21 protein-coding genes and 1 pseudogene are annotated in these 24,092 nt (G+C 32.2%); 9 read left to right on the top strand and 13 right to left on the bottom strand.

Annotated features, from left to right (window positions below; all coding sequences use genetic code 11):
- The first annotated feature begins 94 nt into the window (after positions 1 to 94).
- Together rbfA and RCH19_RS08720 are read left to right on the top strand one after the other, a co-directional pair.
- The gene (gene rbfA / locus RCH19_RS08725) at positions 95 to 487 is read left to right on the top strand and encodes a 30S ribosome-binding factor RbfA (RefSeq protein WP_073352883.1); all 393 of its coding nucleotides are present in this window, start codon (positions 95 to 97) and stop codon (positions 485 to 487) included.
- Positions 488 to 490: 3 nt separating this feature from the next.
- On the top strand, positions 491 to 1,690 hold the full coding sequence (locus RCH19_RS08720; protein WP_343022893.1) for an FtsX-like permease family protein: 1,200 nt from the start codon (positions 491 to 493) through the stop codon (positions 1,688 to 1,690).
- Between the two features lie 82 nt (positions 1,691 to 1,772).
- Here RCH19_RS08720 and RCH19_RS08715 read toward each other — a convergent pair.
- Positions 1,773 to 1,973: pseudogene (locus RCH19_RS08715) on the bottom strand (tRNA dihydrouridine synthase DusB); the annotation flags it as partial.
- A 224-nt stretch (positions 1,974 to 2,197) separates the two neighbouring features.
- On the opposite strand from RCH19_RS08715, the gene RCH19_RS08710 reads away from it, so the two are divergent.
- Together RCH19_RS08710 and RCH19_RS08705 are read left to right on the top strand one after the other, a co-directional pair.
- Positions 2,198 to 2,371 carry a transposase gene (locus RCH19_RS08710; protein WP_343022892.1) on the top strand — a complete coding sequence of 58 codons (174 nt, stop codon included), beginning with the start codon at positions 2,198 to 2,200 and terminating at the stop codon, positions 2,369 to 2,371.
- Between the two features lie 161 nt (positions 2,372 to 2,532).
- Entirely contained in the window at positions 2,533 to 3,075 is a 543-nt protein-coding gene (locus RCH19_RS08705; protein ID WP_343022891.1) for a transposase, read from the top strand.
- A 465-nt stretch (positions 3,076 to 3,540) separates the two neighbouring features.
- Here RCH19_RS08705 and RCH19_RS08700 read toward each other — a convergent pair whose 3' ends face one another.
- The 4 genes from RCH19_RS08700 to RCH19_RS08685 all read right to left on the bottom strand — a co-directional run bounded on the left by RCH19_RS08700 (position 3,541) and on the right by RCH19_RS08685 (position 6,877).
- The gene (locus RCH19_RS08700; RefSeq protein ID WP_343022890.1) at positions 3,541 to 3,738 is read right to left on the bottom strand and encodes a hypothetical protein; all 198 of its coding nucleotides are present in this window, start codon (positions 3,736 to 3,738) and stop codon (positions 3,541 to 3,543) included.
- A gap of 79 nt (positions 3,739 to 3,817) precedes the next feature.
- Positions 3,818 to 4,810: a tRNA dihydrouridine synthase DusB gene (dusB, locus tag RCH19_RS08695; protein WP_343022889.1), complete on the bottom strand. Its 993-nt coding sequence runs from the start codon at positions 4,808 to 4,810 to the stop codon at positions 3,818 to 3,820.
- Between the two features lie 41 nt (positions 4,811 to 4,851).
- Positions 4,852 to 5,619 carry a TIGR03915 family putative DNA repair protein gene (locus RCH19_RS08690; protein WP_343022888.1) on the bottom strand — a complete coding sequence of 256 codons (768 nt, stop codon included), beginning with the start codon at positions 5,617 to 5,619 and terminating at the stop codon, positions 4,852 to 4,854.
- Positions 5,597 to 6,877, bottom strand: a complete 1,281-nt coding sequence (locus RCH19_RS08685) for a putative DNA modification/repair radical SAM protein (RefSeq protein WP_343022887.1) — start codon at positions 6,875 to 6,877, stop codon at positions 5,597 to 5,599. Before RCH19_RS08685 ends, RCH19_RS08690 begins: the two co-directional genes overlap by 23 nt.
- Before the next feature lie 196 nt (positions 6,878 to 7,073).
- Here RCH19_RS08685 and lepA point away from each other — a divergent pair, with 196 nt between their 5' ends.
- Positions 7,074 to 8,870, top strand: a complete 1,797-nt coding sequence (gene lepA / locus RCH19_RS08680) for a translation elongation factor 4 (RefSeq protein ID WP_121924886.1) — start codon at positions 7,074 to 7,076, stop codon at positions 8,868 to 8,870.
- Positions 8,871 to 9,056: 186 nt separating this feature from the next.
- Positions 9,057 to 10,103, top strand: a complete 1,047-nt coding sequence (gene thiL, locus RCH19_RS08675) for a thiamine-phosphate kinase (RefSeq protein ID WP_343022886.1) — start codon at positions 9,057 to 9,059, stop codon at positions 10,101 to 10,103.
- Between the two features lie 67 nt (positions 10,104 to 10,170).
- Here the strand turns inward: thiL and RCH19_RS08670 are convergent, their stop codons facing one another.
- The 4 genes from RCH19_RS08670 to RCH19_RS08655 all read right to left on the bottom strand — a co-directional run bounded on the left by RCH19_RS08670 (position 10,171) and on the right by RCH19_RS08655 (position 14,288).
- Positions 10,171 to 10,881 (bottom strand): response regulator, encoded by a 711-nt coding sequence (locus RCH19_RS08670; RefSeq protein WP_343022885.1) that lies wholly within the window; start codon positions 10,879 to 10,881, stop codon positions 10,171 to 10,173.
- 1 nt (position 10,882) lies between these two features.
- Complete coding sequence (locus tag RCH19_RS08665) at positions 10,883 to 12,907, bottom strand: tetratricopeptide repeat protein (protein ID WP_343022884.1); 2,025 nt, start codon at positions 12,905 to 12,907, stop codon at positions 10,883 to 10,885.
- Between the two features lie 105 nt (positions 12,908 to 13,012).
- Positions 13,013 to 13,297 (bottom strand): 3-oxoacyl-ACP reductase, encoded by a 285-nt coding sequence (locus tag RCH19_RS08660; RefSeq protein ID WP_343022883.1) that lies wholly within the window; start codon positions 13,295 to 13,297, stop codon positions 13,013 to 13,015.
- A gap of 175 nt (positions 13,298 to 13,472) precedes the next feature.
- On the bottom strand, positions 13,473 to 14,288 hold the full coding sequence (locus RCH19_RS08655) for a LytTR family transcriptional regulator DNA-binding domain-containing protein (protein ID WP_343022882.1): 816 nt from the start codon (positions 14,286 to 14,288) through the stop codon (positions 13,473 to 13,475).
- Between the two features lie 506 nt (positions 14,289 to 14,794).
- Here RCH19_RS08655 and RCH19_RS08650 point away from each other — a divergent pair.
- Positions 14,795 to 15,328, top strand: coding sequence for a DUF3575 domain-containing protein (locus RCH19_RS08650; RefSeq protein ID WP_343022881.1), 534 nt, complete (start codon positions 14,795 to 14,797; stop codon positions 15,326 to 15,328).
- Between the two features lie 71 nt (positions 15,329 to 15,399).
- On the opposite strand, the gene RCH19_RS08645 is transcribed toward RCH19_RS08650, so the two are convergent.
- On the bottom strand, positions 15,400 to 16,941 hold the full coding sequence (locus RCH19_RS08645; protein ID WP_343022880.1) for a glycine--tRNA ligase: 1,542 nt from the start codon (positions 16,939 to 16,941) through the stop codon (positions 15,400 to 15,402).
- 98 nt (positions 16,942 to 17,039) lie between these two features.
- On the opposite strand from RCH19_RS08645, the gene RCH19_RS08640 reads away from it, so the two are divergent.
- Positions 17,040 to 17,723, top strand: a complete 684-nt coding sequence (locus RCH19_RS08640) for a ComF family protein (RefSeq protein WP_343022879.1) — start codon at positions 17,040 to 17,042, stop codon at positions 17,721 to 17,723.
- A gap of 11 nt (positions 17,724 to 17,734) precedes the next feature.
- Here RCH19_RS08640 and RCH19_RS08635 read toward each other — a convergent pair whose 3' ends face one another.
- Both RCH19_RS08635 and RCH19_RS08630 read right to left on the bottom strand, forming a co-directional pair.
- The gene (locus RCH19_RS08635; RefSeq protein ID WP_343022878.1) at positions 17,735 to 19,990 is read right to left on the bottom strand and encodes a hypothetical protein; all 2,256 of its coding nucleotides are present in this window, start codon (positions 19,988 to 19,990) and stop codon (positions 17,735 to 17,737) included.
- Entirely contained in the window at positions 19,950 to 20,951 is a 1,002-nt protein-coding gene (locus RCH19_RS08630) for a hypothetical protein (RefSeq protein WP_343022877.1), read from the bottom strand. Before RCH19_RS08630 ends, RCH19_RS08635 begins: the two co-directional genes overlap by 41 nt.
- A gap of 269 nt (positions 20,952 to 21,220) precedes the next feature.
- Here RCH19_RS08630 and RCH19_RS08625 point away from each other — a divergent pair, with 269 nt between their 5' ends.
- Positions 21,221 to 21,829, top strand: coding sequence for a superoxide dismutase (locus RCH19_RS08625; RefSeq protein ID WP_121924878.1), 609 nt, complete (start codon positions 21,221 to 21,223; stop codon positions 21,827 to 21,829).
- A 292-nt stretch (positions 21,830 to 22,121) separates the two neighbouring features.
- On the opposite strand, the gene RCH19_RS08620 is transcribed toward RCH19_RS08625, so the two are convergent.
- Complete coding sequence (locus tag RCH19_RS08620; protein ID WP_343022876.1) at positions 22,122 to 24,020, bottom strand: amidophosphoribosyltransferase; 1,899 nt, start codon at positions 24,018 to 24,020, stop codon at positions 22,122 to 22,124.
- Between the last annotated feature and the right edge of the window lie 72 nt (positions 24,021 to 24,092).

Below are 24,092 nucleotides of genomic sequence, written 5' to 3'. Positions count from 1 at the left end.
GGAAATAGCTCCTAAAAACAAACGTAATAATGAGTTGATTTTAAAATTTGGCTCTAAACTTCGGGATAAACCTTAAAAGTAGTATTTTTGCAGCATGGAAACAAATAGACAGAAAAAAATAGGTGGGGTTATCCAAAAAGATTTGGTAGATATCCTACAAGGTGAAGTGAGAAAAAACGGAGTTAGTAATTTGATAATTTCGGTATCCAAGGTTGTTGTAACTTCAGATCTATCTGTTGCTACTGTGCATTTAAGTGTTTTTCCACAAGATAAAGCAAAAGAAATATTAGAAGCGGTAAAGTCGAATTCTAAAACTATAAAACATGACTTATCGCAACGTGTGCGCTTACAATTGCGTAAAGTTCCGAACTTAGTTTTCTTCATCGATGATTCATTAGATTACATTGAAAAAATTGACAATGCTTTAGCAAATAGAGACAATCCAATAGAAAATAGAGATTTATTAGACAAACGCCGATTCCAATAAGATTTGAATTTCCCACTGTACGTAGCTAAACGCTATATTCTTAGTCATAGTAAAAACAACGCTATTAACATCATCAATCGAATTGCCAGCATGGGAATTATTGTAGGTGCAATGGCTTTGTTTGTCGTATTATCAGTGTTTAGTGGTCTGAAAGTTTTTAGTCTTTCGTTTACAAATGAAATCGATCCCGATTTAAAGATCAGTAGCACGCTGGGGAAATCATTTTTTATTTCTCCAACCCAAGAAAGTGAAATTAAGAAAATTGATGGGATTGCTTCGTACACTAAGATAATCGAAGAACGCGTTTTATTCACTTTTAATGGGAAACAAGATGTCACATACTTAAAAGGAGTTGATTCGAATTTCGTTAAAGTTAATGCAATTGAAAAAAAACTTTTTAATGGTCAATGGCTCAAACCAGATACTTATCAAGTTGTTGTAGGTTACGGAATCACTCAAAAATTCTCGATGGGACTGCTTGATTTTAATAACCAACTCGAAGTTCTGGTTCCAAAACCGGGACGAGGAGCGCTAGAAAATCCTGAACAAGCTTTCAACAAAACCGATATTATTCCTGTGGGAATTTATGCTATTAGTGAAGATCTTGATTCAAAATACGTTTTTGCAGATTTAGGATTAGCTCAAGAATTACTAGAGTACAGAACCAACCAAGTTTCAGGGATTGAATTCAAAATAAATCCTGCATCGAATGAAAATGACATCACCGATAAATTAAAAACAATATTCTCTAATAAAATTACAGTAAAAAACCGAGCGCAATTAAACGAGTCGCTTTATAAAATGCTAAATACAGAAAATATTGCTGTTTATCTGATATTTACTTTGGTGATTGTTGTAGCGCTTTTTAATTTAATTGGCGCGTTGATCATGATGATTTTAGATAAAAAAGGGAATTTAAAAACCTTATTTAATTTAGGAACTGAAATTAAAGATCTGCGTAAAATATTCCTACTTCAAGGAACATTACTGAGCGTTTTAGGTGGAATTATAGGCCTTACTTTAGGAATTATAATTGTGTTACTACAACAACATTTCCAGTTAATTATGATCACAGAAACTCTAGCTTATCCTGTAATTTTCTCCCTCGAAAATGTTTTAGTGGTAATGGGTACAATTGTAACTTTAGGATTCTTAGCTTCATTGATCGCGAGTAGCCGAGTGAGTAAGAAGTTGTTGGAGTAAGGGTTTTTGATTTCTTCGTCAGTTCGAGCGAAGCTCTCGGGTGAAGATTAAAGATTTCTGATTTCAAATTTATAAAAAAAAATTAAACCACCTCATAACCCATATACGCTTCTTCAATTTCATTCAATGCAGCGAATAATTCTTCAGGTTTATCTAAAGTTACTAATTGTTGTTTGTGGGGTTTAAAAGAATGAATTCCTTTGAAATAATTAGTGTAATGCGGACGCGTTTCTACAATTCCAAGACGCTCTCCTTTCCATTCCATTGCCCAAGTTAAGTGATCCCCGATCGCTCGGATATGCACTAATTTTCTCGTTATGGATAGCGCGTAATTGCATTCCGTGCCCATAAAGTTGAGCAAGTAAACAAAAAACTACAACCCTAAAAAAATTGTAGTTATTATTATTTTTGAGAAAAAAATGATAACAAAATATAAAGCTACAACAACAGACCAAGCCTATTTTATAACCATAACAACTGTGGGTTGGGATAGATATTTTTACAAGATTGAATCAAAAATATGTTATTACTAACGCATTAAAACATTGTCAAGAAAAGAAGGGTTTAGAAATATATGCCAATTGTTTAATGTCTAGTCATTTGCATTTATTGTGCAAAGGAACGGATGGTTTTATTTTATCTGACATTATGCAAGATTTCAAAAAGTTTACTTCCAAATAAATCCTAAAAGCCATACAAGAAGAACCCAATCGCTCGGATATGCACTAATTTTCTCGTTACGGATAGCGCGGAATTGCATTCCGTGCCCATAAAGTTGAGCAAATAAACAAAAAACTACAACCCTAAAAAAATTGTAGTTTTTATTATTTTTGAGAAAAAAAATGTCAACAAAATATAAAGCTACAACAACAGACCAAGCCTATTTTAGAACCATAACAACTGTGGGTTGGATAGATATTTTTACAAGATTGAATCAAAAATATGTTATTACTAACGCATTAAAACATTATCAAGAAAAGAAGGGTTTAGAAATTTATGCCTATTGTTTAGTGTCTAGTCATTTGCATTTATTGTGCAAGGGAACGGATGGTTTTATTTTATCTGACATTATGCGAGATTTCAAAAAGTTTACTTCCAAACAAATCCTAAAAACCATACAAGGAGAGCCCGAAAGCCGGAGAGAATGGATGCAAGATTATTTTCAAAAATCTTGTGAACACATCAAAAAAGAGCAAAAATATAAAGTTTGGCAAGGTGGTTATCATGCCGAAATTGTTGAAAGTAATTGGTTTATAAAACAAAAAATTGAGTACATTCATAATAATCCAATTAAAGATAAAATTGTAACACTTCCCGAAGATTATTTTTTTACTTCACCAAGAAATTATGCGGGATTAGAAATTGTTTTGATAGATTTGTTTTAGTTTCCAATTGTAATGGGCACGGATTGCAAATCCGCGCTATCGGGGTAAGTTTTCTGATTTCAGATTGAGGATTAACGATTTTTGATTTCAGATTTTATAACTACAATTTAAACTACCTCATAACCCATATACGCTTCTTCAATTTCATTCAATGCAGCGAATAATTCTTCAGGTTTATCTAAGGTTACTAATTTTTGTTTATGAGGTTTGAAAGAATGATTACCCGATCGCTCGGATATGCACTAATTTTCTCGTTACGGATAGCGCGGAATTGCATTCCGTGCCCATAAAGTTGAGCAAGTAAACAAAAAACTACAACCCTAAAAAAGTTATAGTTTGTTGTTTTAAGAACAGTTATATTTACAATAAAAATAGGTAGAAAATATAAATTTACGAAAAGGAGGAGTTAGTTTTGGGAGTTTTATTGTGTTCTCGAGCGGGACGCTCGCGCTAGCGGGGAGTTTATTACAACTCATATTTAGACTTTAAAGAGTTTAAAAACTCAAATGCATCGCCTCCCGAATTTGGATTTTTATTATGTCCAACTAATCTTTTATCTAATTCTTTTTTTTGATTTTCTGTCAAAGTAACTACATCAATTTCATGTAATAAAAAATCTTTCACTTTCTGAATAACAGAAGCGTCATTAATACTTTGAAGCAAGTCAATTAAAAAATATTTTTCTGATTGAACACTTATGATGAATTCTGTTTACAACATATATAACGAAAAAAGCTGAAATTTAAACTACCTCATAATCCATATACGCTTCTTCAATTTCATTCAATGCAGCGAATAATTCTTCAGGTTTATCTAAGGTTACTAGTTTTTGTTTATGAGGCTTGAAAGAATGAATTCCTTTAAAGTAATTAGTGTAATGTGGACGCGTTTCAACAATTCCTAAACGCTCTCCTTTCCACTCCATCGCCCAAGTTAAATGATTTCGAACCGCTTCTACTCTATCAATCACTGTAGGTTTTGCTAAATGTTCTCCCGTTTTCATGAAATGTTTGATTTCATTAAAAATCCAAGGATAACCTATTGCAGCGCGACCAATCATGATTCCGTCAACACCATATTTATTTTTATATTCTAATGCTTTTTCTGGGGAATCGATGTCTCCATTTCCAAAAATAGGCATCGTAATTCTAGGATTATTTTTCACTCTGGCAATGTGCGACCAATCCGAATGTCCTTTATACATTTGGGCACGAGTTCTAGCATGGATACTTAAAGCAGCAACACCTATATCTTGTAACCTTTCGGCAACTTCATCAATATTAATAGAACTATCATCCCAACCCAAACGGGTTTTTACGGTAACCGGCAAATGCGTACTATCGATAACTGCTTTCGTTAAACGAATCATCAAATCGACATCTTTCAAAACTCCTGCTCCTGCTCCTTTACAAACTACTTTTTTTACAGGACAACCATAATTGATATCAATTATATCTGGATTTACAGCAGAAACAATTTTAGAAGACATGGCCATCGCTTCTTCATCTCCACCAAAAATTTGGATTCCAACAGGACGTTCGTAGTCAAAAATATCTAATTTCATTCGGCTTTTAATGGCATCACGAATTAAACCTTCCGAAGAAATGAATTCCGAATACATTAAATCAGCACCATGCATTTTACACAATCTGCGATAAGGCGGATCGCTCACATCTTCCATAGGTGCGAGTAGTAAAGGGAAATCAGGTAATTCTATGTTGCCAATTTTGACCATCTGCTTAATTTTTGTGCAAAATTACAACTTTCAACTCAAGACTAAAAAATTTTCTTTTCGGTCAAGTATTTCCAGTAGCGTTTCGGGACATGTTGTAAGTGCAATTTTGTATTTTTTCTTTCTTTTATATTCGTGTGATCGAAATATTCCCACCACAATTTTTGGTACTGGATTTCAGAATCCGAGAAAACGGAACTACTTTTATCATCAATTAATTTTAGATCTAAATCTAAAGACACTATTTCGACATTTTTTAAATCATAAAAAACACCGTATTTCCTTCGAATGTCATAAATAAGCCATTTTTGATCTTGATATCTATTTTTGAAATGATTCATTATTAAAGTTAAGACATCAAAATCCGGATCAATTTTAGCGAAGTAAATTCCGTCTTTCAACAATTCGAATCTAATAAAAGCTTCCATTCTGTGTTTTTCTCTACCTACACTTTTTGTTAATTGTGATACTTGCAAAACAGCATCATTAGAAAAATCCTTCATGATGTTCTTGCTTTTATTAGCCAAAGCGTAGTTGATGACTTTAAATAAAAGATCTTCAACACCCACTTTCTCTGATAAAAAAGCATAAATTAAAGTCCGAACTCCATCATTTTGTAATTGATCAGTCAGTTTTTTTATAACCCGATCAGACTTTGTAATATCTGTTACAATTTCTATGGGAGTAGCAAAAATATTTTGCTGCGAATCGTCTTTTTTAATAATTTGTGGTTCTTGATATTTGAATTCGAAAATTTCAAAAACAGTAGTTAGAAAACCTTCAAAAGTACTATCGTAAGAAAGAATCGTCATTGAGTAATGATAATTGGTTGCTAAAAGGATTTTCGAATTTAGATTTGGTGTCAGACAAAATTATTTCTTTTAAGTTCAAAGCATTTAAAAACTTAAGATGTGAATTCTCATTACTTACTGAAATAAAATATCGAGCCCGATTAACAGCCACGCCAATTTTCTTGAGATGATCTAAATTTAAATTTGTAAAACGCCTCGATTGAACAATCTTATGCGCAGACTTCACTCCAATACCAGGTACTCGCAAAATCATTTCTAAAGATGCGTTTTGAATAATCACAGGAAACTGAGTAATATTGCGCAATGCCCAACTCATCTTTGGATCTACTTCTAAATCTAAAAACGGATTATTTTTATCCAAAATCTCATTGGCTTTAAAGCCATAAAAACGCATTAACCAATCCGCTTGATACAATCTATTTTCTCTAACCAAAGGAACTTGAGCACCTATTGCCGGCAATCTAGCATCATTCGAAATAGGGACATAACCCGAATAATACACGCGTTTTAAATCAAAATTTTTATAAAAATGATCTGCAACTTGAATGATTTGAAAATCATTTTCTTGAGCAGCACCCACAATTACTTGTGTGCTTTGTCCTGCAGGAGCAAATTTTGGCGTGCTTTTAAATTTTTTCTTTTCTTCTTTATATTGAATAAGCTCACTCTTAACAAAACCCATCGGTTTGATCATGTCTTGGTGATTCTTGTCTGGGGCTAGAAGTTTAAGTCCCGATTCTGTTGGTATTTCAAGATTCATACTTAATCGATCCGCATACAATCCAGCTTCCCGCATTAAATCATCAGATGCACCGGGAATACTTTTTAAATGTATGTATCCGTTAAAATTATGTTCGAGACGTAATTTCTTGGCTACGCGAACAAGGCGCTCCATAGTATAATCGGCATTTTTGAAAATTCCTGAACTTAGAAATAAACCTTCAATGTAGTTTCTTCGATAAAAATTAATTGTTAAATCAACGACTTCTTCTACAGTGAATGCCGCGCGTTGAATGTCATTACTTTTGCGAGTAACACAATAAGCGCAGTCATAAATACAGAAATTAGTAAGTAGTATTTTAAGTAACGAAACACATCTACCGTCTTCCGTATACGTATGGCAAATTCCCGTTGCCGATGAATCTCCTAATCCTTTGTTTTTATTTTTACGATTCCCACCGCTAGAAGAGCATGACACATCGTACTTAGCAGCATCTGCTAGAATTTCAAGTTTTTCTTTTACTTTTTCGTAATTCAATAGAAGTTTTTTATAGATTTTATACTGCAAAATTAAGTATAAAATTTTGCGTAACTACGTAAGAATTAGTTAATTTAAAAGTCACAAGATGTTAAAATTTAATGCCAATTAAATACACAAAATTGTTAAAAACTTTACCTTATATTTGCACATTAAATGCAGTCGCATTTGGATTTAAAATTGACAGACACAGAAGATGAAGCATATTAGAAATTTTTGCATTATTGCACATATTGACCACGGTAAAAGTACGCTTGCTGACCGTTTACTTGGCGCAACTCAAACAGTTACGGCTCGTGAAGAAAAGGCACAATTGCTAGACAGCATGGATCTAGAGCGTGAACGTGGTATCACAATAAAAAGTCACGCAATTCAAATGGAATATACATACAAAGGGCAGGAATATATCTTGAACTTGATTGATACTCCAGGACACGTAGATTTCTCTTATGAAGTTTCTCGTTCTATAGCCGCTTGTGAAGGTGCGCTTTTGATTGTAGACGCAGCACAAAGTATACAAGCACAAACGATTTCAAATTTATATTTGGCTTTAGAAAATGACTTGGAAATTATTCCAGTTTTAAATAAAGTTGATTTACCCTCTGCAAATCCTGAAGAGGTTTCTGATGATATTATTGACCTATTAGGTTGTGACTTAGAAGATATTATTCATGCTTCAGGGAAAACCGGATTAGGTGTTGAAAATATTTTAGCAGCAATTATTGAAAAAATTCCACCACCAAAAGGAAATGTTGATGAGCCTTTACAAGCTCTTATTTTTGACTCACATTACAATCCGTTTCGTGGAATAGAAGTTATATTCCGTGTTAAAAACGGACAAATTAAAAAAGGCCAAAAGATTAAATTCATGGCCACTGGAAATGAATATTTTGCTGACGAAATTGGTACTTTAAAGTTAAACCAAGTTCCGAAACAAGTGATATCTGCAGGAGATGTGGGTTATTTAATTTCTGGAATTAAAGAAGCAAAAGAAGTAAAAGTTGGTGATACACTAACTGACGCTAAAACGCCAACAACCAATATAATTACTGGTTTTGAGGACGTAAAACCAATGGTTTTTGCTGGAATTTATCCAGTTGATACTGAAGATTATGAAGAGTTAAGAAACTCAATGGAGAAATTACAACTGAACGATGCTTCGCTTGTATTTTTACCGGAAAGCTCGGCTGCTTTAGGATTTGGATTCCGTTGTGGATTCTTAGGAATGTTGCACATGGAGATTATCCAAGAGCGTTTAGAGCGTGAATTTAATATGACAGTGATTACAACTGTTCCCAACGTTTCTTATTTGGCTTACACCAAAAAAGATCCTACAACACCGCTTATCGTAAACAACCCTTCAGATTTGCCGGAGCCTTCGCGCTTAGACCATGTTGAAGAACCTTTTATCAAAGCTACTATCATTACTAAGGCTGACTACGTAGGAAACGTAATGAGTTTATGTATCGAAAAACGTGGCTTGATTACAAATCAGACTTATTTGACTACAGAACGTGTAGAATTAACTTTTGACATGCCGTTAGCAGAAATCGTATTTGATTTTTACGACCGTTTGAAAACAGTTTCTAAAGGATATGCTTCTTTTGATTATACACCAATAGGAATGCGAACTTCAAACTTAGTAAAAGTAGATATTTTACTAAATGCTACGATAGTAGATGCTTTATCTTCTTTGATGCACACGGACAATGCTTACTCGATAGGTAAAAAAATGTGTGAAAAATTGCGAGAATTAATTCCGAGACAGCAGTTTGATATTCCTATTCAAGCAGCTATTGGGGTAAAAGTTATCTCTCGTGAAACTATTAAAGCATTGCGTAAAGATGTAACCGCAAAATGTTACGGAGGAGATATTTCTCGTAAACGTAAATTGTTAGAGAAACAGAAAAAAGGTAAAAAGCGTATGAGATTAGTTGGTAATGTTGAGATTCCGCAAGAAGCATTTATGGCGGTTTTGAAATTGAATGACTAATCCCCCTAACCCCCGAAGGGGGAACTAGGAGTAAATATAGAAACCTGATGATGTAAAAATTATCAGGTTTTTTGTTAAAACACATCCGTGCAAAACGTAGGTACAAATCTTTGTACCTTTGCACTTTTAAAAATAATTTAAATAAAAAATGAGCGAAGTTTGATTGCTTCGTTTCTCGCAATGACTATGATAGAAGATAAAAACCCACAACGTACTAGCATCGCACAATTAGGCGAATTCGGACTAATAGATCATTTAACTAAAAATTTTAAAATAAATCAAGCTTCTACTTTAAAAGGAATTGGAGATGACGCTGCTGTTTTAGATTTTAAAGACAAGAAAGTAGTTGTTTCCACTGACTTGTTGATTGAAGGAGTTCATTTTGATTTGGCATACATGCCGCTAAAACATTTGGGGTATAAAGCAGTGGTTGTAAACATCTCTGATATTTGCGCTATGAATGCAAAAGCGACACAAATTACGGTTTCTGTTGCAGTTTCAAATCGTTTTCCATTAGAAGCCTTAGATGAATTATTCGCCGGAATTACACACGCAGCAACTGAATACAATGTTGACGTTATAGGTGGAGATACTACCTCATCACAAAAAGGACTAATAATAAGCATTACCGCAATTGGTGAAGCTGATGAAGATGAAATCGTTTATAGAAACGGTGCAAAACAAACTGATCTTTTAGTAGTTACTGGAGATTTGGGAGCCGCTTATATGGGATTACAAGTTTTAGAACGCGAAAAACAAGTATTCCAAGTTAATCCAAATTCACAACCAGATTTAGATGCTTATACTTATTTAATAGAGCGACAATTGAAACCTGAAGCTAGAAAAGATGTTCGAACTTTACTTCATGCTTTAGAGATTAAACCGACTTCAATGATTGACATTTCCGATGGACTATCATCAGAAATTATGCATTTATGCAAGCAATCAAACGTGGGTTGTAATTTGTATGAAGATAAGCTGCCTATTGATCCACAATTTATAAACGTGTGTGAAGAATTCAATATTGATAGTACAACAGTAGCTATAAATGGCGGTGAAGATTACGAATTGCTTTTCACTATTGCTATGGAAGATTTTGAGAAGATTAAAGGAAATCCAAATTTTACTATTATTGGTCACATGACACAAGAAAGTGAAGGAGTTCACTTAGTTACTAGAGCCAACACAAAAATTGCTTTAAAAGCACGTGGATGGAACGCATTAGAAGAGTAGATTTTTTAAATAGAAAGCATAAAAAAACGGCATTTCAAAATGCCGTTTTTTTATGCTTTCTAAATTCTTAAAACAGTAAACCTTTATTTTTAGCTTCCTTAACTAAATCAAAATCACTACCATCAACAACTTCTAATAATTCTTTCAACTTTATTTTCCTTTGTTTTATTGCGCTTATTGAGATCGGTATATATTGAGTCATATCATTGATATCCGTACCTTTTGATAAATGAAATAAAATTTGCTTGTCAAACTGATCAATTTTTATGATTTCTGTTTGCGATTGTCTTAACATTTTTATTACAGATTTACTGTAATAGTTATCGCCTTTAATGACCTTATCGAATGCAAAAATTAATTCATCGAATGTTAAATCATTTTTGATAACTAATCCGCTAGGATTTATAGTTTTTATTAGTGTTTCTATCTTTAGTAATTCAGTGTACATCGTAAGCAAAATAATTTTGCAATTTGGCATGTATTCAGATATTAACCTTGCTAAATCTTCTCCTGAAAAGATACCTTTTTCTTCATAACTTGGCATGCTAATATCCAAAAATGCAATATCAAAAGCTTCAGTTTCTGTATTTGTAATTATATTATATCCTGATTCGCAATCTTTAGCTTGTTCAATAATAAATTCAAATTGGTCTGGTTTAAAGCGCGTAATTGCATTTTTGTACCCTTGAATAATGAACGGATGATCGTCAACAATTAAAATTCTATTCTTTGATCTTCCATTACGTGAATCAGTTATCATATCTTGTGTAGCACCCATTTTATTCTATTGGTAACGTAACTGTTATAATTGTTCCTTGTCCTTTTTCCGATTTAATATCGACAACACCATCACATTCACTAGTGCGGAAAAGTATGTTTTGAATTCCAATACCTTTTTTAGCCGTTTTTACATTAAAACCGATTCCATCATCGCTGATTTTCAAAATTATATAATTATCTTTTTTTTCAAATTCAACTCTGATAGTATTTGCTAGCGCATATTTATTAATATTTTGTAATGATTCTTGAAGAATACGATACAAATTAATTTTTTTTGAATTACTAATTAACTCCCATTTAATAGTAGAATCAATACTAGAAATAAATTTTGGCTTGTAAGTTTTTTTCTGCTCTTCGAATAATTCATCAATGATAGCAACGAAGTTATTGATTAATTCCGACTTCTCTCTGTTTAAGTCATGAGAAATTTCACGAATATCTTGCTCAATATTTTTTAATTCTGATAAGTAATTGGTTCTCTGAACCACTGCATCCTCATCCTGAAATGCATTTAATCCGTCTAAATTCATTCGGACGCCAAACATCCGTCCCAAAACACCATCATGAAGTTCCCTTGCAACTCTATTTTTCTCTTTAATTCTATTGGTTTCAATTGTGTTTTGCTGTGAGATCATTAAATTGTAAATATCCTCATTAGCTATTTGCTGTTCTTGTTTGAATAATAACTCTCTATTTTTAGCTTTTTGTGTTTTGATGGTAAAAATGAATAAACCTAAGATTCCTAAACCACCAAATAAATAAACCAAATTTCTATTTTGTTCTAATAGATCTGTGTTCTCACTTTTTATTTGATCCGTCTCGTACTCAATGCGAGTGAATTTTTCACCCATAGTGCGCTCTGCTTTTTGCAAGCTGTCATTAACATGAATATATTCTTCAGTGTAATATGCTGCTTTTTGTGGCTCTATAGTAGAAAGTCTTTTAAGAGCTAACAAAACGCTTCTATAATTTTGAGAAATTATGGACTCTTTAAGCGACTCTTCAGCGTACTGCAATGATCTTACTGAATCCTTTTTAAATGCAAAATATTCTGACAAACGCATTTTACTAACGATAATACCAGAAGTTAAGTGTAAACTATCCCTAAATTTTAATGCATAAAAAAACTGTTCAGGCAAACCTTCAAAATCTCGGATTTTAAATTTTGAATATGCTAAATTATCTAATAACATAGCATATACAAACGGCTTATCCGTTTTTAAATTCTTTTGCTCTAGCCCTTCTTTGAAATAACGCAACGCTTTATCATGTTTGTTCATATTCTGATAGACATAACCTATATTATTAAGAGATGTCGCTTTTGCTTGAAAGACTGCTTCCACAATATCATTGTCAATGGAAGCTAAAGCTTTAGAATTATATTCAACTGCCTTTTCATACTCACCAATCTCATTATAAATTACACCTAACATATTATATGATTCATAAACTACATCACTTTTTTCTTCTCCTTTTACAGCTCTTAAAGCATTAAAAACAGCTATCTCACTACCCAAAAAATCACCAGCATTAAATTGTAGCAAAGCTTTATTTAATTTAGTTTTTGCTAAATTGTAATTATCATTTCGTTGCAAGTACATTTTTTCTGCTTTAGAATAATAGATAAACGCACTATCTGAAACCGTCTGAAGTAAATAAAAATCCCCTAGATATGTATAAGCTTTGAGTTTACTAACTGTATCATTATTTGCAATTGCTTTTTCTAAAATTATGTCAACCGTTATTTTGAAATTCTTCCAATCGTCCATGTTGTAATAACGATTCGCCACTTTAAACAAGTTAACTGTATTCAGAGAGTCACTAGGTTGATCAATTACAATTGAAAAGGCTTTCCGAGTAAAATCTTCTCTTTTTTCTCGCGACAAAGTAAAATCATTTGCCATTGAAAGATAAGAGGAAAGACTATCCTCTGAAGAATTGATTGTTGTGTTGAATTTGCTTTTTTGATTACAACCAAAAACAGCAAATGCTAGAAGTATAAATACGCAATAAATATTTTTCAATCGGTGTTTTGAATTTTACCAAAAATAGCAAAAGAATTTATATAAAAAAAAAGCTATCAATAAAATTGATAGCCTTTAAAATATATTAGTTAACATAAAACCTTACTAGTCCACTTTTTTGTTTCCGCCAACTGCACCAGCACCAATTATATCTACTTTCTTATTTCCTCCTACAGCGCCAGCGCCTATAATATCTACTTTCTTATTTCCTCCTACAGCACCTGCTCCTATAATGTCTACTTTCTTATTTCCTCCTACAGCACCTGCACCTACAATCTCTACATTACCATTAGCATCAATAACTATTATTGGATCTGTTTGATTTGAAGTGAAAGACGTTAAAGCGATTGCTAAAGAGAATAATCCGATTGTTAAGATTGACTTTTTCATAAATCTGGGGTATTATGTTGTTGTTTGTTTGTTTGTTTTAGGAATCACTTAAATTGCGAATCCTTTCGTAAAACTACATAAGCATCATAATTTATCGGTGTAAAAAACAGTGTATATGGTGAATTGCATCCAACTAGTAGTGAATGGCATTCAAATTATGGTAAGTGATTCATTTTTAAATTTCTAGGTAATTTCCGCTAGAAAGATCAGAAATAATCAGATCAATATTTTTCTTGTAGGATTTAGAGAAAGGCAGCTTAACTGCGCTACTTTTAATGTAGCAAAACGAGTTACCATTATGTATTCTCGAAATGTAGTTTCGATTTACAATATAACTATTGTGTATTCTAATGAAAGGATAGGATAAGACCGTTTCAAAATGTTTAAGCGTCTTAAAAGCAGTAGTTATTTCGCCATTATATAAGTAAATATCCGTGGAATTATTATCAGCACGCAAATAAGCAATGTCTTTTGCATCAATATATCGATAATCACCGTAAGATTTTATACATAAAATTAAAGATTGGTCATGAATAATCTGCTGCTGTTGCGGAATAAAAATTGGTTTCAGCACATTAGTACTTACCTTATATGAATTGTTTTCCCTTTCAATATTTGACTTTTTCAGCTTTAAAATCAGTTTTATAAAATCGATTCTTTTGAGTGGTTTTAAAATATAGTCTGTCACTCCATATTGAATAGCATCAAATGCCAAATTCTTCTTTCTAGTAGTTATTATAATTTGAGGGATTTTATTTAAATATCTGTGAAGCTCATTTATTAATAATAATGATAAATTACTCTTTGGATTATGAGGGTCTATTTCTAAAAGTACTAATTGTGGCTCCTGTTCTAGGATAAGATTGATTCCGCTTTCATATGTGTTTGCAGCTGCCAGAAATACAAGTTCTGAAAAAGAGTCGGCCATGCGTTTCGTTTCCAAAACACCTTCTTGACTATCATCAATAATAACGTAGGAATAATTAATCAATGGCTTGTCGTAGAATTTTTAGGCATTATTACATTAAATATTTAAAGTGAAATACACTTTAAAGCATTAAGTTAACAGGAGAATTGACTTTAACTGAGTGACAAAAAATATCGCTGCAAGAAAAAAACCTATTTAACATTCTAAAAATAAGCATTTAACCATTTTTACAATAATTGTTGTCCAAATGTTTTTTCTAGATGTTAAAATATTCGGCTAAAGTGCAAATATATCCGATAAACAGCATTTTATCTATTTAATACGTAAAAAAATAAATTACATTTTATTAGATTAATCCTACTCGAAATTTTTCGTACTAAAAATAACTCCTCTAAAAAATAGCAATTTTGATAGTGTTATTAATAATCTTGCAAGCCTTCATATGCTATTTAACCAAATTTTACAAATCACTCGCAGAACAATGATCTAAAAAATAAAGCACTAAAAATACTTGGAACTAAATATTATTTTTTACAAATTTATCTTACTTTTATCAAAAATTTACTACTATGAAAAAACTATTTATTCTTTTATGTGCAAGTTCTTTTTTATCAGGCTTTGCTCAAGAAAAAGAGACAACGGAATTTAAAAGAAATGAACTAAAGGGAAATGCATTAATGTTAGTGCTTGGTGCATTTGAAGGTACATATGAAAGAATTTTGAACGAAGAATCAGCTGTAGGTGTTTCACTATTTACTTCATATGATAAAAATATTGATACTAAATTTAGTTTAACTCCCTATTACCGTTTCTATTTTGGAAAAAAAACAGCTGCTGGATTCTTTGCTGAAGGTTTTGGTATGTTAAACAATTATGATTTCAGCACCTACAATTATAATAATGGTGTAAATCCAACTAATGATGAAGGAAATGTTACCGACTTTGCTCTTGGTTTTGGAATAGGCGGAAAATGGATAACAAAAAGAGGTTTTGTATTTGAAATCAATTCGGGAGTAGGTAGAAACCTACTTAATAATGAAAGCAGTTATAACGATTTTGAAATCGTTGGTCGTGGAGGAATTTCTCTAGGATATAGGTTCTAAAAAAATCTAAAATTAAAAAATCCCAAATTCTTTAAAAATTAGAATTTGGGATTTTTTTTATTTTTTAAATATTACATTTTCATCAACCAGTTTTTAATAGAAACTTCGTTTTCGATAATTAATTTCAAGTCTGAAATACTTACACGATCTTGTTTCATTGTGTCTCTATGACGAATAGTAACCGTTTGATCTTCTATAGTTTGATGATCAACTGTAATACAAAATGGAGTTCCTAGTGCGTCTTGTCTTCTATAACGTCTTCCTACTGCATCCTTTTCATCATATGCTACAGCGAAATCCCATTTTAAGTCTTCTATGATTTTATGAGCAATTTCAGGTAACCCATCCTTTTTAACTAATGGTAAAACTGCCGCTTTTGTAGGTGCTAAAACTGATGGTAATTTCAATACTGTTCTAGTAGATCCATCCTCAAGCGTTTCTTCTTTTAATGAAGTTGCAAAAACAGCCAAGAACATTCTGTCTAGTCCTACAGAAGTCTCTACAACATAAGGAACATAATTCTGATTTAATTCCGCGTCAAAATATTGTAATTTTCGTCCTGAAAATTGTTCGTGTGCTTTTAAGTCAAAATCTGTACGAGAGTGAATTCCTTCTAGTTCTTTAAATCCAAAAGGGAAATTAAACTCAATATCAGCAGCAGCATTAGCGTAATGCGCTAATTTTTCGTGATCGTGAAAACGGTAATTTTCTCTTCCTAAACCTAAAGAAAAATGCCATTTTAAACGAGCTTCTTTCCAGAATTCATAATGCTTCATCTCTTCTCCTGGGCGAACAAAAAACTGCATTTCCATTTGTTCAAACTCACGCATTCTAAAAATAAATTGTCTCGCTACAATCTCGTTTCTAAAAGCTTTTCCAGTTTGTGCAATACCAAAAGGAACTTTCATTCTTCCTGATTTTTGAACATTTAAGAAGTTTACAAATATACCTTGTGCTGTTTCTGGTCTTAAATACAAGTCCATTGCCGTATCAGATGAAGCTCCGAGTTTTGTACCAAACATCAGATTAAATTGTCTAACCTCAGTCCAGTTTCTAGATCCAGTTTCTGGACAAGCAATTTCTAATTCTTCAATTAATGCTTTTACATCTTCAAGATCTTCATTACCAAGAGAACGACCCATTCTTTCCAGAATTTCTCTCTCTCTTGATTTATATTCCATTACTCTAGCATTAGTACTAACAAATTCTTCTTCATTAAAAGCATCTCCAAAACGCGTACGCGCTTTTTCAACTTCTTTAATTGCTTTTTGATTTAGCTTTTCAGCATAATCTTCAATTAGTACATCTGCTCTATATCTTTTTTTTGAATCTTTGTTATCAATTAATGGATCGTTGAACGCATCAACGTGGCCGGATGCTTTCCAAGTTGTAGGGTGCATCAAAATTGAGGAATCAAGACCTACAATATTGTCGTTCATTTGAACCATCGCTTTCCACCAGTATTCGCGTATGTTCTTTTTTAACTCCACTCCGTTTTGTGCGTAATCATAGACTGCACTTAAACCATCGTAGATTTCGCTTGACGGAAAAATAAATCCGTACTCTTTTGCGTGCGAAACTACATTCTTAAATAAATCTTCTTGTTTTGCCATAGTGTTGCAAAAATATAAAAAGTACTCTACTTAAAAAAGTAAATAGTTGAACATTGAAGCACTGAATTGTTTATTTTTACAATTAAATCTCTGATTATATGTTTAAAAGCATCATTAATCTCTTTTTTCCAAAAGTCTGTTCCGGTTGTAATTCTTTTTTACTTACAAATGAGAATGTAATTTGTACAGTTTGCCGACATGATGTACCACTAACAAATCATCATTTGAGTTTAGAAAATGAAGCTTTCAAAAAGTTTTATGGTAGGATTCCGGTTGTGCACGCCTCTGCGCAATTGTACTTTCATAAAAAAGGTATCGTCCAGCAACTAATTCATAATTTAAAATACAAAGGACATGAAGAAATAGGAACTATTCTTGGCGAATGGTACGCTGAAGATTTAAAAGAAATCCAATCGCTACAATCTATAGATGTAATTATTCCCGTTCCATTACATCGCAGAAAATTAAGAGAACGAGGCTACAATCAAGTTACTGCATTTGGACTTGCGCTTTCTAGTAGCCTCAATAAACCATACGATGATACTATCTTACGGCGGAATATATACTCTAAAACACAATCTAAAAAAACACTTCTAGGCAGAACAGAAGGAATAGAAACTATTTTTGACGTTTCTTTCACAGAAAAAAATCACGATAAACATTTTTTACTAATTGATGATGTCATTACTACTGGATCAACGCTCGAGGCGTGTTCACGCGCTTTACTAAAAATTCCAGGTGCTAAAATTAGTATTGTTTGTATGGCGATGGCGCAATCATAAAAATTTAATAATTACTGACTTACATAGGTATTAAAATAACCACATTCAGCAATTACGTCCTTGTAATATTTAGTGTTAGAATAGTCGTTTTTCAAATTTTTAAATCCATTCCAAGCGAGAAAATATATTCCATCATCTTCGATATTCCACCAATTATTTGAAATGTAATATTTTTTATTATAGAATTCATTGCGTTCACATTTCGAAATTAAATAGGAACATTTTGCTCTTTGTTCGTCATTAGTTGCAGCTTGTAGAGCTTTTTGATAATACGATTTAGCCACTGAACAGTCTGTTATCTTGTTTTTAAAAGTATCCTTAAATTCGTAAGGACTTGATCCGTAACCAATAATACTTCCTTCATAAAATACTCGCGCATTTCCAAAATGAGATATGTTATAAAATGCATTTCCTAAAAGCAAAGCGTTATCAAAAACATCTTCTTGACTAGCAACTTTATCCTGCATTAACTTCATCGTTGAAAGAAACTCTATGAGTGTGTATTTAGTTTTTTGACGCTCGGCGTGTTCACAATCGTGACAGTCTTTAATTTTTCCATTAAATGGATTGCCATATAAAACTAGATATTGTAAGTCGCCAGACTGTTCCATAAAAGAAATAGCAGCTGGAATTTTATTAGCAAAAGTTGCTTGCACTGCTTGATACTTATTAATCTTATCTAAATCTAAATCGTATATTTTTTCAGCTATATTTTCTAAAGCAGTTTTATTTTTCTTCGACAAGAAGGCCTTCATATTTACAATGTCTTTTTCGTTATCATAAAAATCAGAACCTTTTAAAAACAACTCAGACATAACGTTGTTTTTCTGTGTTTTGAATAAGGCAGCTAGATATTTTTTACTCCAATTTGTTGCGTTTTCATAACGAAAGTTTTCCAAATTCTCTTTCGGTAATTCAAAATACAACCAGTTCAAATCTGATAAAACTGTTTTTTCAGCGCTGGGAGTTATTTTGTCAATTTTGCTTAAGTTATTTATGAAACGAAGTAGCCTTAGCTGATTAATAGCTAATGCTGTTTTCGGCATTTTACTTTCTGCAGTATCAAAATTTTTGTCTGCTTGTGCAAAATTACCGTTCAAGGTTTCTAAATATCCAGCAGCTACATTCCATAAATAAGGCTTTGAAGTGTTTTTTGATTTGGCTATAGCCATTACCACTTTAATCGCATCTTGATTTATACTGTCTTTTATTCCTTGTTTATTTTTAAGCGCGTTTTGCTCTTTAAAAGATTTATCAATTTTATTCTCTTGGATATTTATTAATCGTGTCAGCAAATACTCTAAATGTTCGCTTTTTGGATTTAGCGCATAAATATTTTGTATCGCTTGAACTTCATCATTATAATAACCTTGAACTGCCCAAAGCGCAATTTTTTCATCATTATTTTTGGCCATAGTCAATGACTGATTCCAATCTAATTGCTCTTGCGGATGAAAACTGTATGCCGCTACAATTCGTAACTTTGGACATTTATCAAAAACTTGAGCATATTGATAGTTAGATTTAGCGTAATTGCCTTTTTTATATTCTAGTCCAGCTAAGTAGGATAAAGCTCGATAATATAAGGTGTTTTTTGGAACAGAATTCTCCGTTTTTCTAAAAAAAGAATCAGCATTTTCTTTATTGTTGCTATAAAAATTAGCTTTGATTGTCAGTAGCCAATATCTGTTTTTTAAAAATGGATCCGCTGTTTCATTATACTTAGACTCTATAGTTTTTAAGACTTTAGTATCGGTAAAAACAATAGTTTTTTGCGGCTCGTAACTCCAGTCATTGTTATTCACTGAAACAGTTTCGAGTGCTTGTGCATTTTTTAAAAATGTGATAAAATCAATAACTTTCTTTTCCTTCAAATTAATTTTTTTCGACCACTTTGCAACTGTTGGATTGGATTTTTTAGTACTTAAAAAAGAGTAAAGACTAGCAACATCTACAGCGCTAGAATCGATCAAAAAGAACTTTACATCTTGCTCATTTATACTTCCTTTTAGATGAGTACTCCAATCAGCAATCATTTCATCATTGAATCTAATAGTGTGTTCTCTGTCAAAACTTATTCCGTAAAAAATATCGGTTGATAAAAAAAGCGGTTCATATGATTTATCAACAAAGGTTTCTGGAGTGAAATTAGAATCAAAAGTCCAACCCCAATCGCCATCGCCACCGCATGCGTAAATTGCAGAATAAATCAGTAATCCTATCGTGCTAAAAACGAGTAGTAACTTGCTTGAAGATATCTTTTTCATAATTTCTTATATTGATTTCGTCTAGATCGTAGAATATAATTTCTTTAGGTGTTTGTTTTAAATTTGATTTTAAATCGCTTGCCATTTCAAACAAATCCTTTTGCGATATTAATTCTAATTTTAAAATGTCTTTAGATTTGTAAAATGTGCCTTTTTTATAATTGGAGTGTATAACTTTAAAATATTTATTATGCTGAAACACAAAATTGGAATCTTTCTTAAAATCACCAACATTAATTTTACTTCTTAAACCTATTACACGTCCATCTCGACTATGAATAGCCCATGAATAAATAGGCAAAGCAATATCTATTTCTAAAGGATAATTCTGCAGACTTTGAATATATCGATTTGCAATATTCCTGTCATAAATAGAGTTTAAAGAATCAACAGCGATTGTTCCCATATTATAGTACATCAATACTCCTTTCCTAACGTTAGGAATTTTTGTTTTAGTGTAATATTTTATTTGGTGTAAACGAATAGTCGCCGACAGCGTTTTACCTGAAATGCTCTTAAAACTTTCTATGAACTTTAAATAAGAATCTCTACTCGCTAAAGTCCAGTCGCAATCAATTTGGATTTCCTCAACCTTAATTTTATTTTTATTATTTATTTGCTGTAAAAAATCAAATGTTTTTTTAGCTAATTCTTGAACATCTACTTCATTATTCAACATCACTTTATTTTTGACGTAAATTACTGGAACAATTGTATAACCATTTATTTCAGTTTCAAAACGAATAGGGGATAGCGGAAAAGCTTGATTCTTTGAATCCAAGTCAATATCAAAATAGCGCACATATATTTTTTGTACATCGTTATTTTTTAAAGTTGCTATCTCAATTTCGGATAGTTTGAAAATAGTTTTCCAATAATAAAATGAAACAATAGGCACCTCTCTTTTTGCACAAGAAAAAGTTAGTAACACTAAAATCAATAAAATTATTTGCTTTTTCAAAAAATTTTCTATGTTAAATACACTGCTAAAATACTTCTTTTTTAATTCCTAAACTGACGATCGAAATGCAAATAATTATTTAAACAATACAGATCACATTATTGAAGAATTGAAACAAATACTAACTGATTATCAAGTAAGTTCATATAAAAAGGAGTTTACTATCAATTTATTTAATGAAATTATAACAAAATAGAATTTCCGTTTCCAAACTTAATTGCCTAAATTTGACTACTATAACATTTTACATTAATTAAAACAATCATATTATGGCTTTTGAATTACCACAATTACCTTATGCGTATGACGCATTAGAACCTAATATCGATGCTCGTACAATGGAAATCCATCATACAAAACATCACAATGCTTACACGACAAATCTGAACGCTGCAATTGCTGGAACAGATATGGAAGGTAAAACTATAGAAAACATCTTGATTAATCTTGATATGAAAAACATGGCTGTTAGAAATAACGGTGGTGGTTTTTACAATCACAACTTGTTTTGGACTGTTATGGCTCCAAATGGTGGTGGTTTACCAACAGGTGATTTATTAGCTGCAATCGAAGCTGCTTTTGGAACTTTTGAAGAATTCAAAGCAAGTTTCAGTAAAGCTGGAGCTACACAATTTGGTTCAGGTTGGGCTTGGCTTTGCGTTCATAAAGGAGGAAAAGTTGAAGTTTGTGGAACACCTAATCAAGACAACCCATTAATGCCAGGAATTGGTTGCGGTGGAACTCCAATCTTAGGAATGGATGTTTGGGAACACGCTTACTACTTACATTATCAAAACAGAAGACCAGATTATATTGAAGCTTTTTTCAATGTAATTAACTGGACTGAAGTATCTAGAAGATATGCTTCTGAAAAATAATATTTTTCAAAAATAGCGTAGCTATTTTAAAATATAAAAGTCGAATAAACAACTAGTTTATTCGACTTTTTTTATGTCTATACTTTACCTAAAACAGTTTAGTTCGAAGTAAATCCTTCAGTTTATTCCAATAAAAAAGGTGGAATTGCTTCCACCCTTTTTGCCCCAAATCTACCATAAACTTAACCTACTAATGTTATGGTGACCTAAAATTATACTAGTAGTTTCTTACTACCAAATAAATTAGACAAACAGCTTATAAAACCGATAAACTGCCCTTATGCCTGTCTTATTAATATGCTCTCGCGTCTTTTCCTTCATAAAAATTCATAAAAGCTCGGCTTACTACTCGGTTTCCTCCTGGCGTTGGATAATCACCTGTAAAATACCAATCTCCTAAATTTTTAGGACAAGCAATATGTAAATCTTCAACAGTTTGAAATATAATTTTAACTTCCGCTTTAATTTCTGGTGAACTCAGCATTTCAGCGATTTTATCTGAAACTTCTTGAGGTTCGAATGGTGCGTAAATTGCAGTAACATAGTTTACAAGTGCAGTGTCTTCTAAATGTTCTTGCGCTTTACATTGAGCATAAACTTCATCCACTATATTATATAAGTTTCTTTCCTTTAAAAGTTCGAGTGCCGCTCTAAATGCCACTAATCCTTCCATTTTAGCCATATCGATTCCGTAACAATCAGGATAACGAATTTGAGGTGCCGATGAAACAATTACAATTCGTTTTGGATTCAAACGATCCATCATCTTGATAATACTCATTTTTAGCGTCGTTCCACGCACAATACTATCATCAATGATAACTAAATTGTCAGTTGGTTTTATAACGCCATAAGTAACGTCATAAACGTGCGCCACTAAATCGTCACGACTAGAATCCTCAGTAATAAATGTTCTAAGTTTCGCATCTTTAATCGCTACTTTTTCAGTACGTATTTTTACGGCTAGTAATTCTTGCAACGATTCCTTCGTTAATTTATTTCTATTTTTAAGGATAAAATTATTTTTCCTTTGATTTAGAAAATCTTGAGCTGCTTCTACTAATCCATAAAAAGAAGTTTCAGCTGTATTAGGAATATAAGAGAAAACAGTATTATCAGTGTCCTCATCAATAGATTTTAAAACTGCAGGAAGAATAAGTCTACCTAAAGTTTTTCTTTCTTGATAAATTTCTGCGTCACTTCCTCTTGAGAAATAAATGCGCTCAAATGAACATGATTTTCTAACTGTTGGCGTTAGAATTTCTTCCATAGTAACCGTTCCGTCCTTCTTAATAATCAATGCACTGCCTGGATCGATCTCTTGTACTTTATCAAAAGGAACGTTAAAAGCAGTTTGAATTACTGGTCTTTCAGATGCAACGACTACTATTTCATCATCTTGATAAAAATAAGCTGGACGAATTCCTGCAGGATCTCTAAAAACAAATGCATCTCCATGACCTAAAAGTCCTGCCATTGCGTAACCACCATCAAGATTTTTAGAAGCTCTTCTCAAAATTCGAGCTACGTCTAATCTTTCAGCAATAATTGGTGAAGCTTCTCTTTTAGTTAAGCCTTCATTTTTACATTCTTGATATAAATCTGTTACCGCATCATCTAGAAAATGACCTATTTTTTCCATTACAGTAACAGTATCCGCCATTTCTTTTGGATGTTGACCTAATTCAATTAAACTTTGAAAAAGTTCTTGAACATTAGTCATATTGAAATTTCCAGCCAATATTAAATTTCTATGCATCCAGTTATTCTGACGCAAAAATGGATGTACACTTTCAATACTATTTTTGCCAAAAGTTCCGTAGCGAACGTGGCCTAAAAACAATTCTCCTAAATATGGAATTTTCTGTTTTTGAAGTGCGACATCGTCAGCATATTCTGGATGAGCATTAAGTTCCTCATTTATCCTATCGTTTATTTGAGTAAAAACGTCTTGTATAGGTTGTGCCTCATTAGATCTAACGCGGCTGATGTATCTTTCGCCAGGTTCTACATCTAATTTAATACTTGCAAATCCAGCACCATCTTGTCCACGATTGTGTTGCTTCTCCATGAGAAGATACATTTTCTGGATTCCGTAAAATGCGGTTCCATATTTTTCCTTGTAAAATTCAAGCGGTTTGAGTAGTCTTACTAGGGCTATACCACATTCGTGTTTTAAAGCGTCGCTCATTGTATATTATTTGTAATTGTTGTGTTGTTGTATGAATGAACTGCAGTGACTTCTATATTTTATATCAATAAA

Source organism: Flavobacterium sp. PL12 (assembly GCF_039123485.1).
GTDB classification, from domain to species: domain Bacteria; phylum Bacteroidota; class Bacteroidia; order Flavobacteriales; family Flavobacteriaceae; genus Flavobacterium; species Flavobacterium weaverense.
This window is presented reverse-complemented; position numbering and strand designations above follow the sequence as displayed.

Excerpts from the sequence above, each read along its gene's own strand:
- rbfA (WP_073352883.1), top strand. The coding sequence starts at position 95 with ATGGAAACAAATAGACAGAAAAAAATAGGTGGGGTTATCCAAAAAGAT.
- RCH19_RS08705 (WP_343022891.1), top strand. The coding sequence starts at position 2,533 with ATGTCAACAAAATATAAAGCTACAACAACAGACCAAGCCTATTTTAGA.
- dusB (WP_343022889.1), bottom strand. The coding sequence starts at position 4,810 with ATGGTCAAAATTGGCAACATAGAATTACCTGATTTCCCTTTACTACTC.
- RCH19_RS08690 (WP_343022888.1), bottom strand. The coding sequence starts at position 5,619 with ATGACGATTCTTTCTTACGATAGTACTTTTGAAGGTTTTCTAACTACT.
- lepA (WP_121924886.1), top strand. The coding sequence starts at position 7,074 with ATGAAGCATATTAGAAATTTTTGCATTATTGCACATATTGACCACGGT.
- thiL (WP_343022886.1), top strand. The coding sequence starts at position 9,057 with ATGATAGAAGATAAAAACCCACAACGTACTAGCATCGCACAATTAGGC.
- RCH19_RS08670 (WP_343022885.1), bottom strand. The coding sequence starts at position 10,881 with ATGGGTGCTACACAAGATATGATAACTGATTCACGTAATGGAAGATCA.
- RCH19_RS08660 (WP_343022883.1), bottom strand. The coding sequence starts at position 13,297 with ATGAAAAAGTCAATCTTAACAATCGGATTATTCTCTTTAGCAATCGCT.
- RCH19_RS08650 (WP_343022881.1), top strand. The coding sequence starts at position 14,795 with ATGAAAAAACTATTTATTCTTTTATGTGCAAGTTCTTTTTTATCAGGC.
- RCH19_RS08645 (WP_343022880.1), bottom strand. The coding sequence starts at position 16,941 with ATGGCAAAACAAGAAGATTTATTTAAGAATGTAGTTTCGCACGCAAAA.
- RCH19_RS08640 (WP_343022879.1), top strand. The coding sequence starts at position 17,040 with ATGTTTAAAAGCATCATTAATCTCTTTTTTCCAAAAGTCTGTTCCGGT.
- RCH19_RS08635 (WP_343022878.1), bottom strand. The coding sequence starts at position 19,990 with ATGAAAAAGATATCTTCAAGCAAGTTACTACTCGTTTTTAGCACGATA.
- RCH19_RS08625 (WP_121924878.1), top strand. The coding sequence starts at position 21,221 with ATGGCTTTTGAATTACCACAATTACCTTATGCGTATGACGCATTAGAA.
- RCH19_RS08620 (WP_343022876.1), bottom strand. The coding sequence starts at position 24,020 with ATGAGCGACGCTTTAAAACACGAATGTGGTATAGCCCTAGTAAGACTA.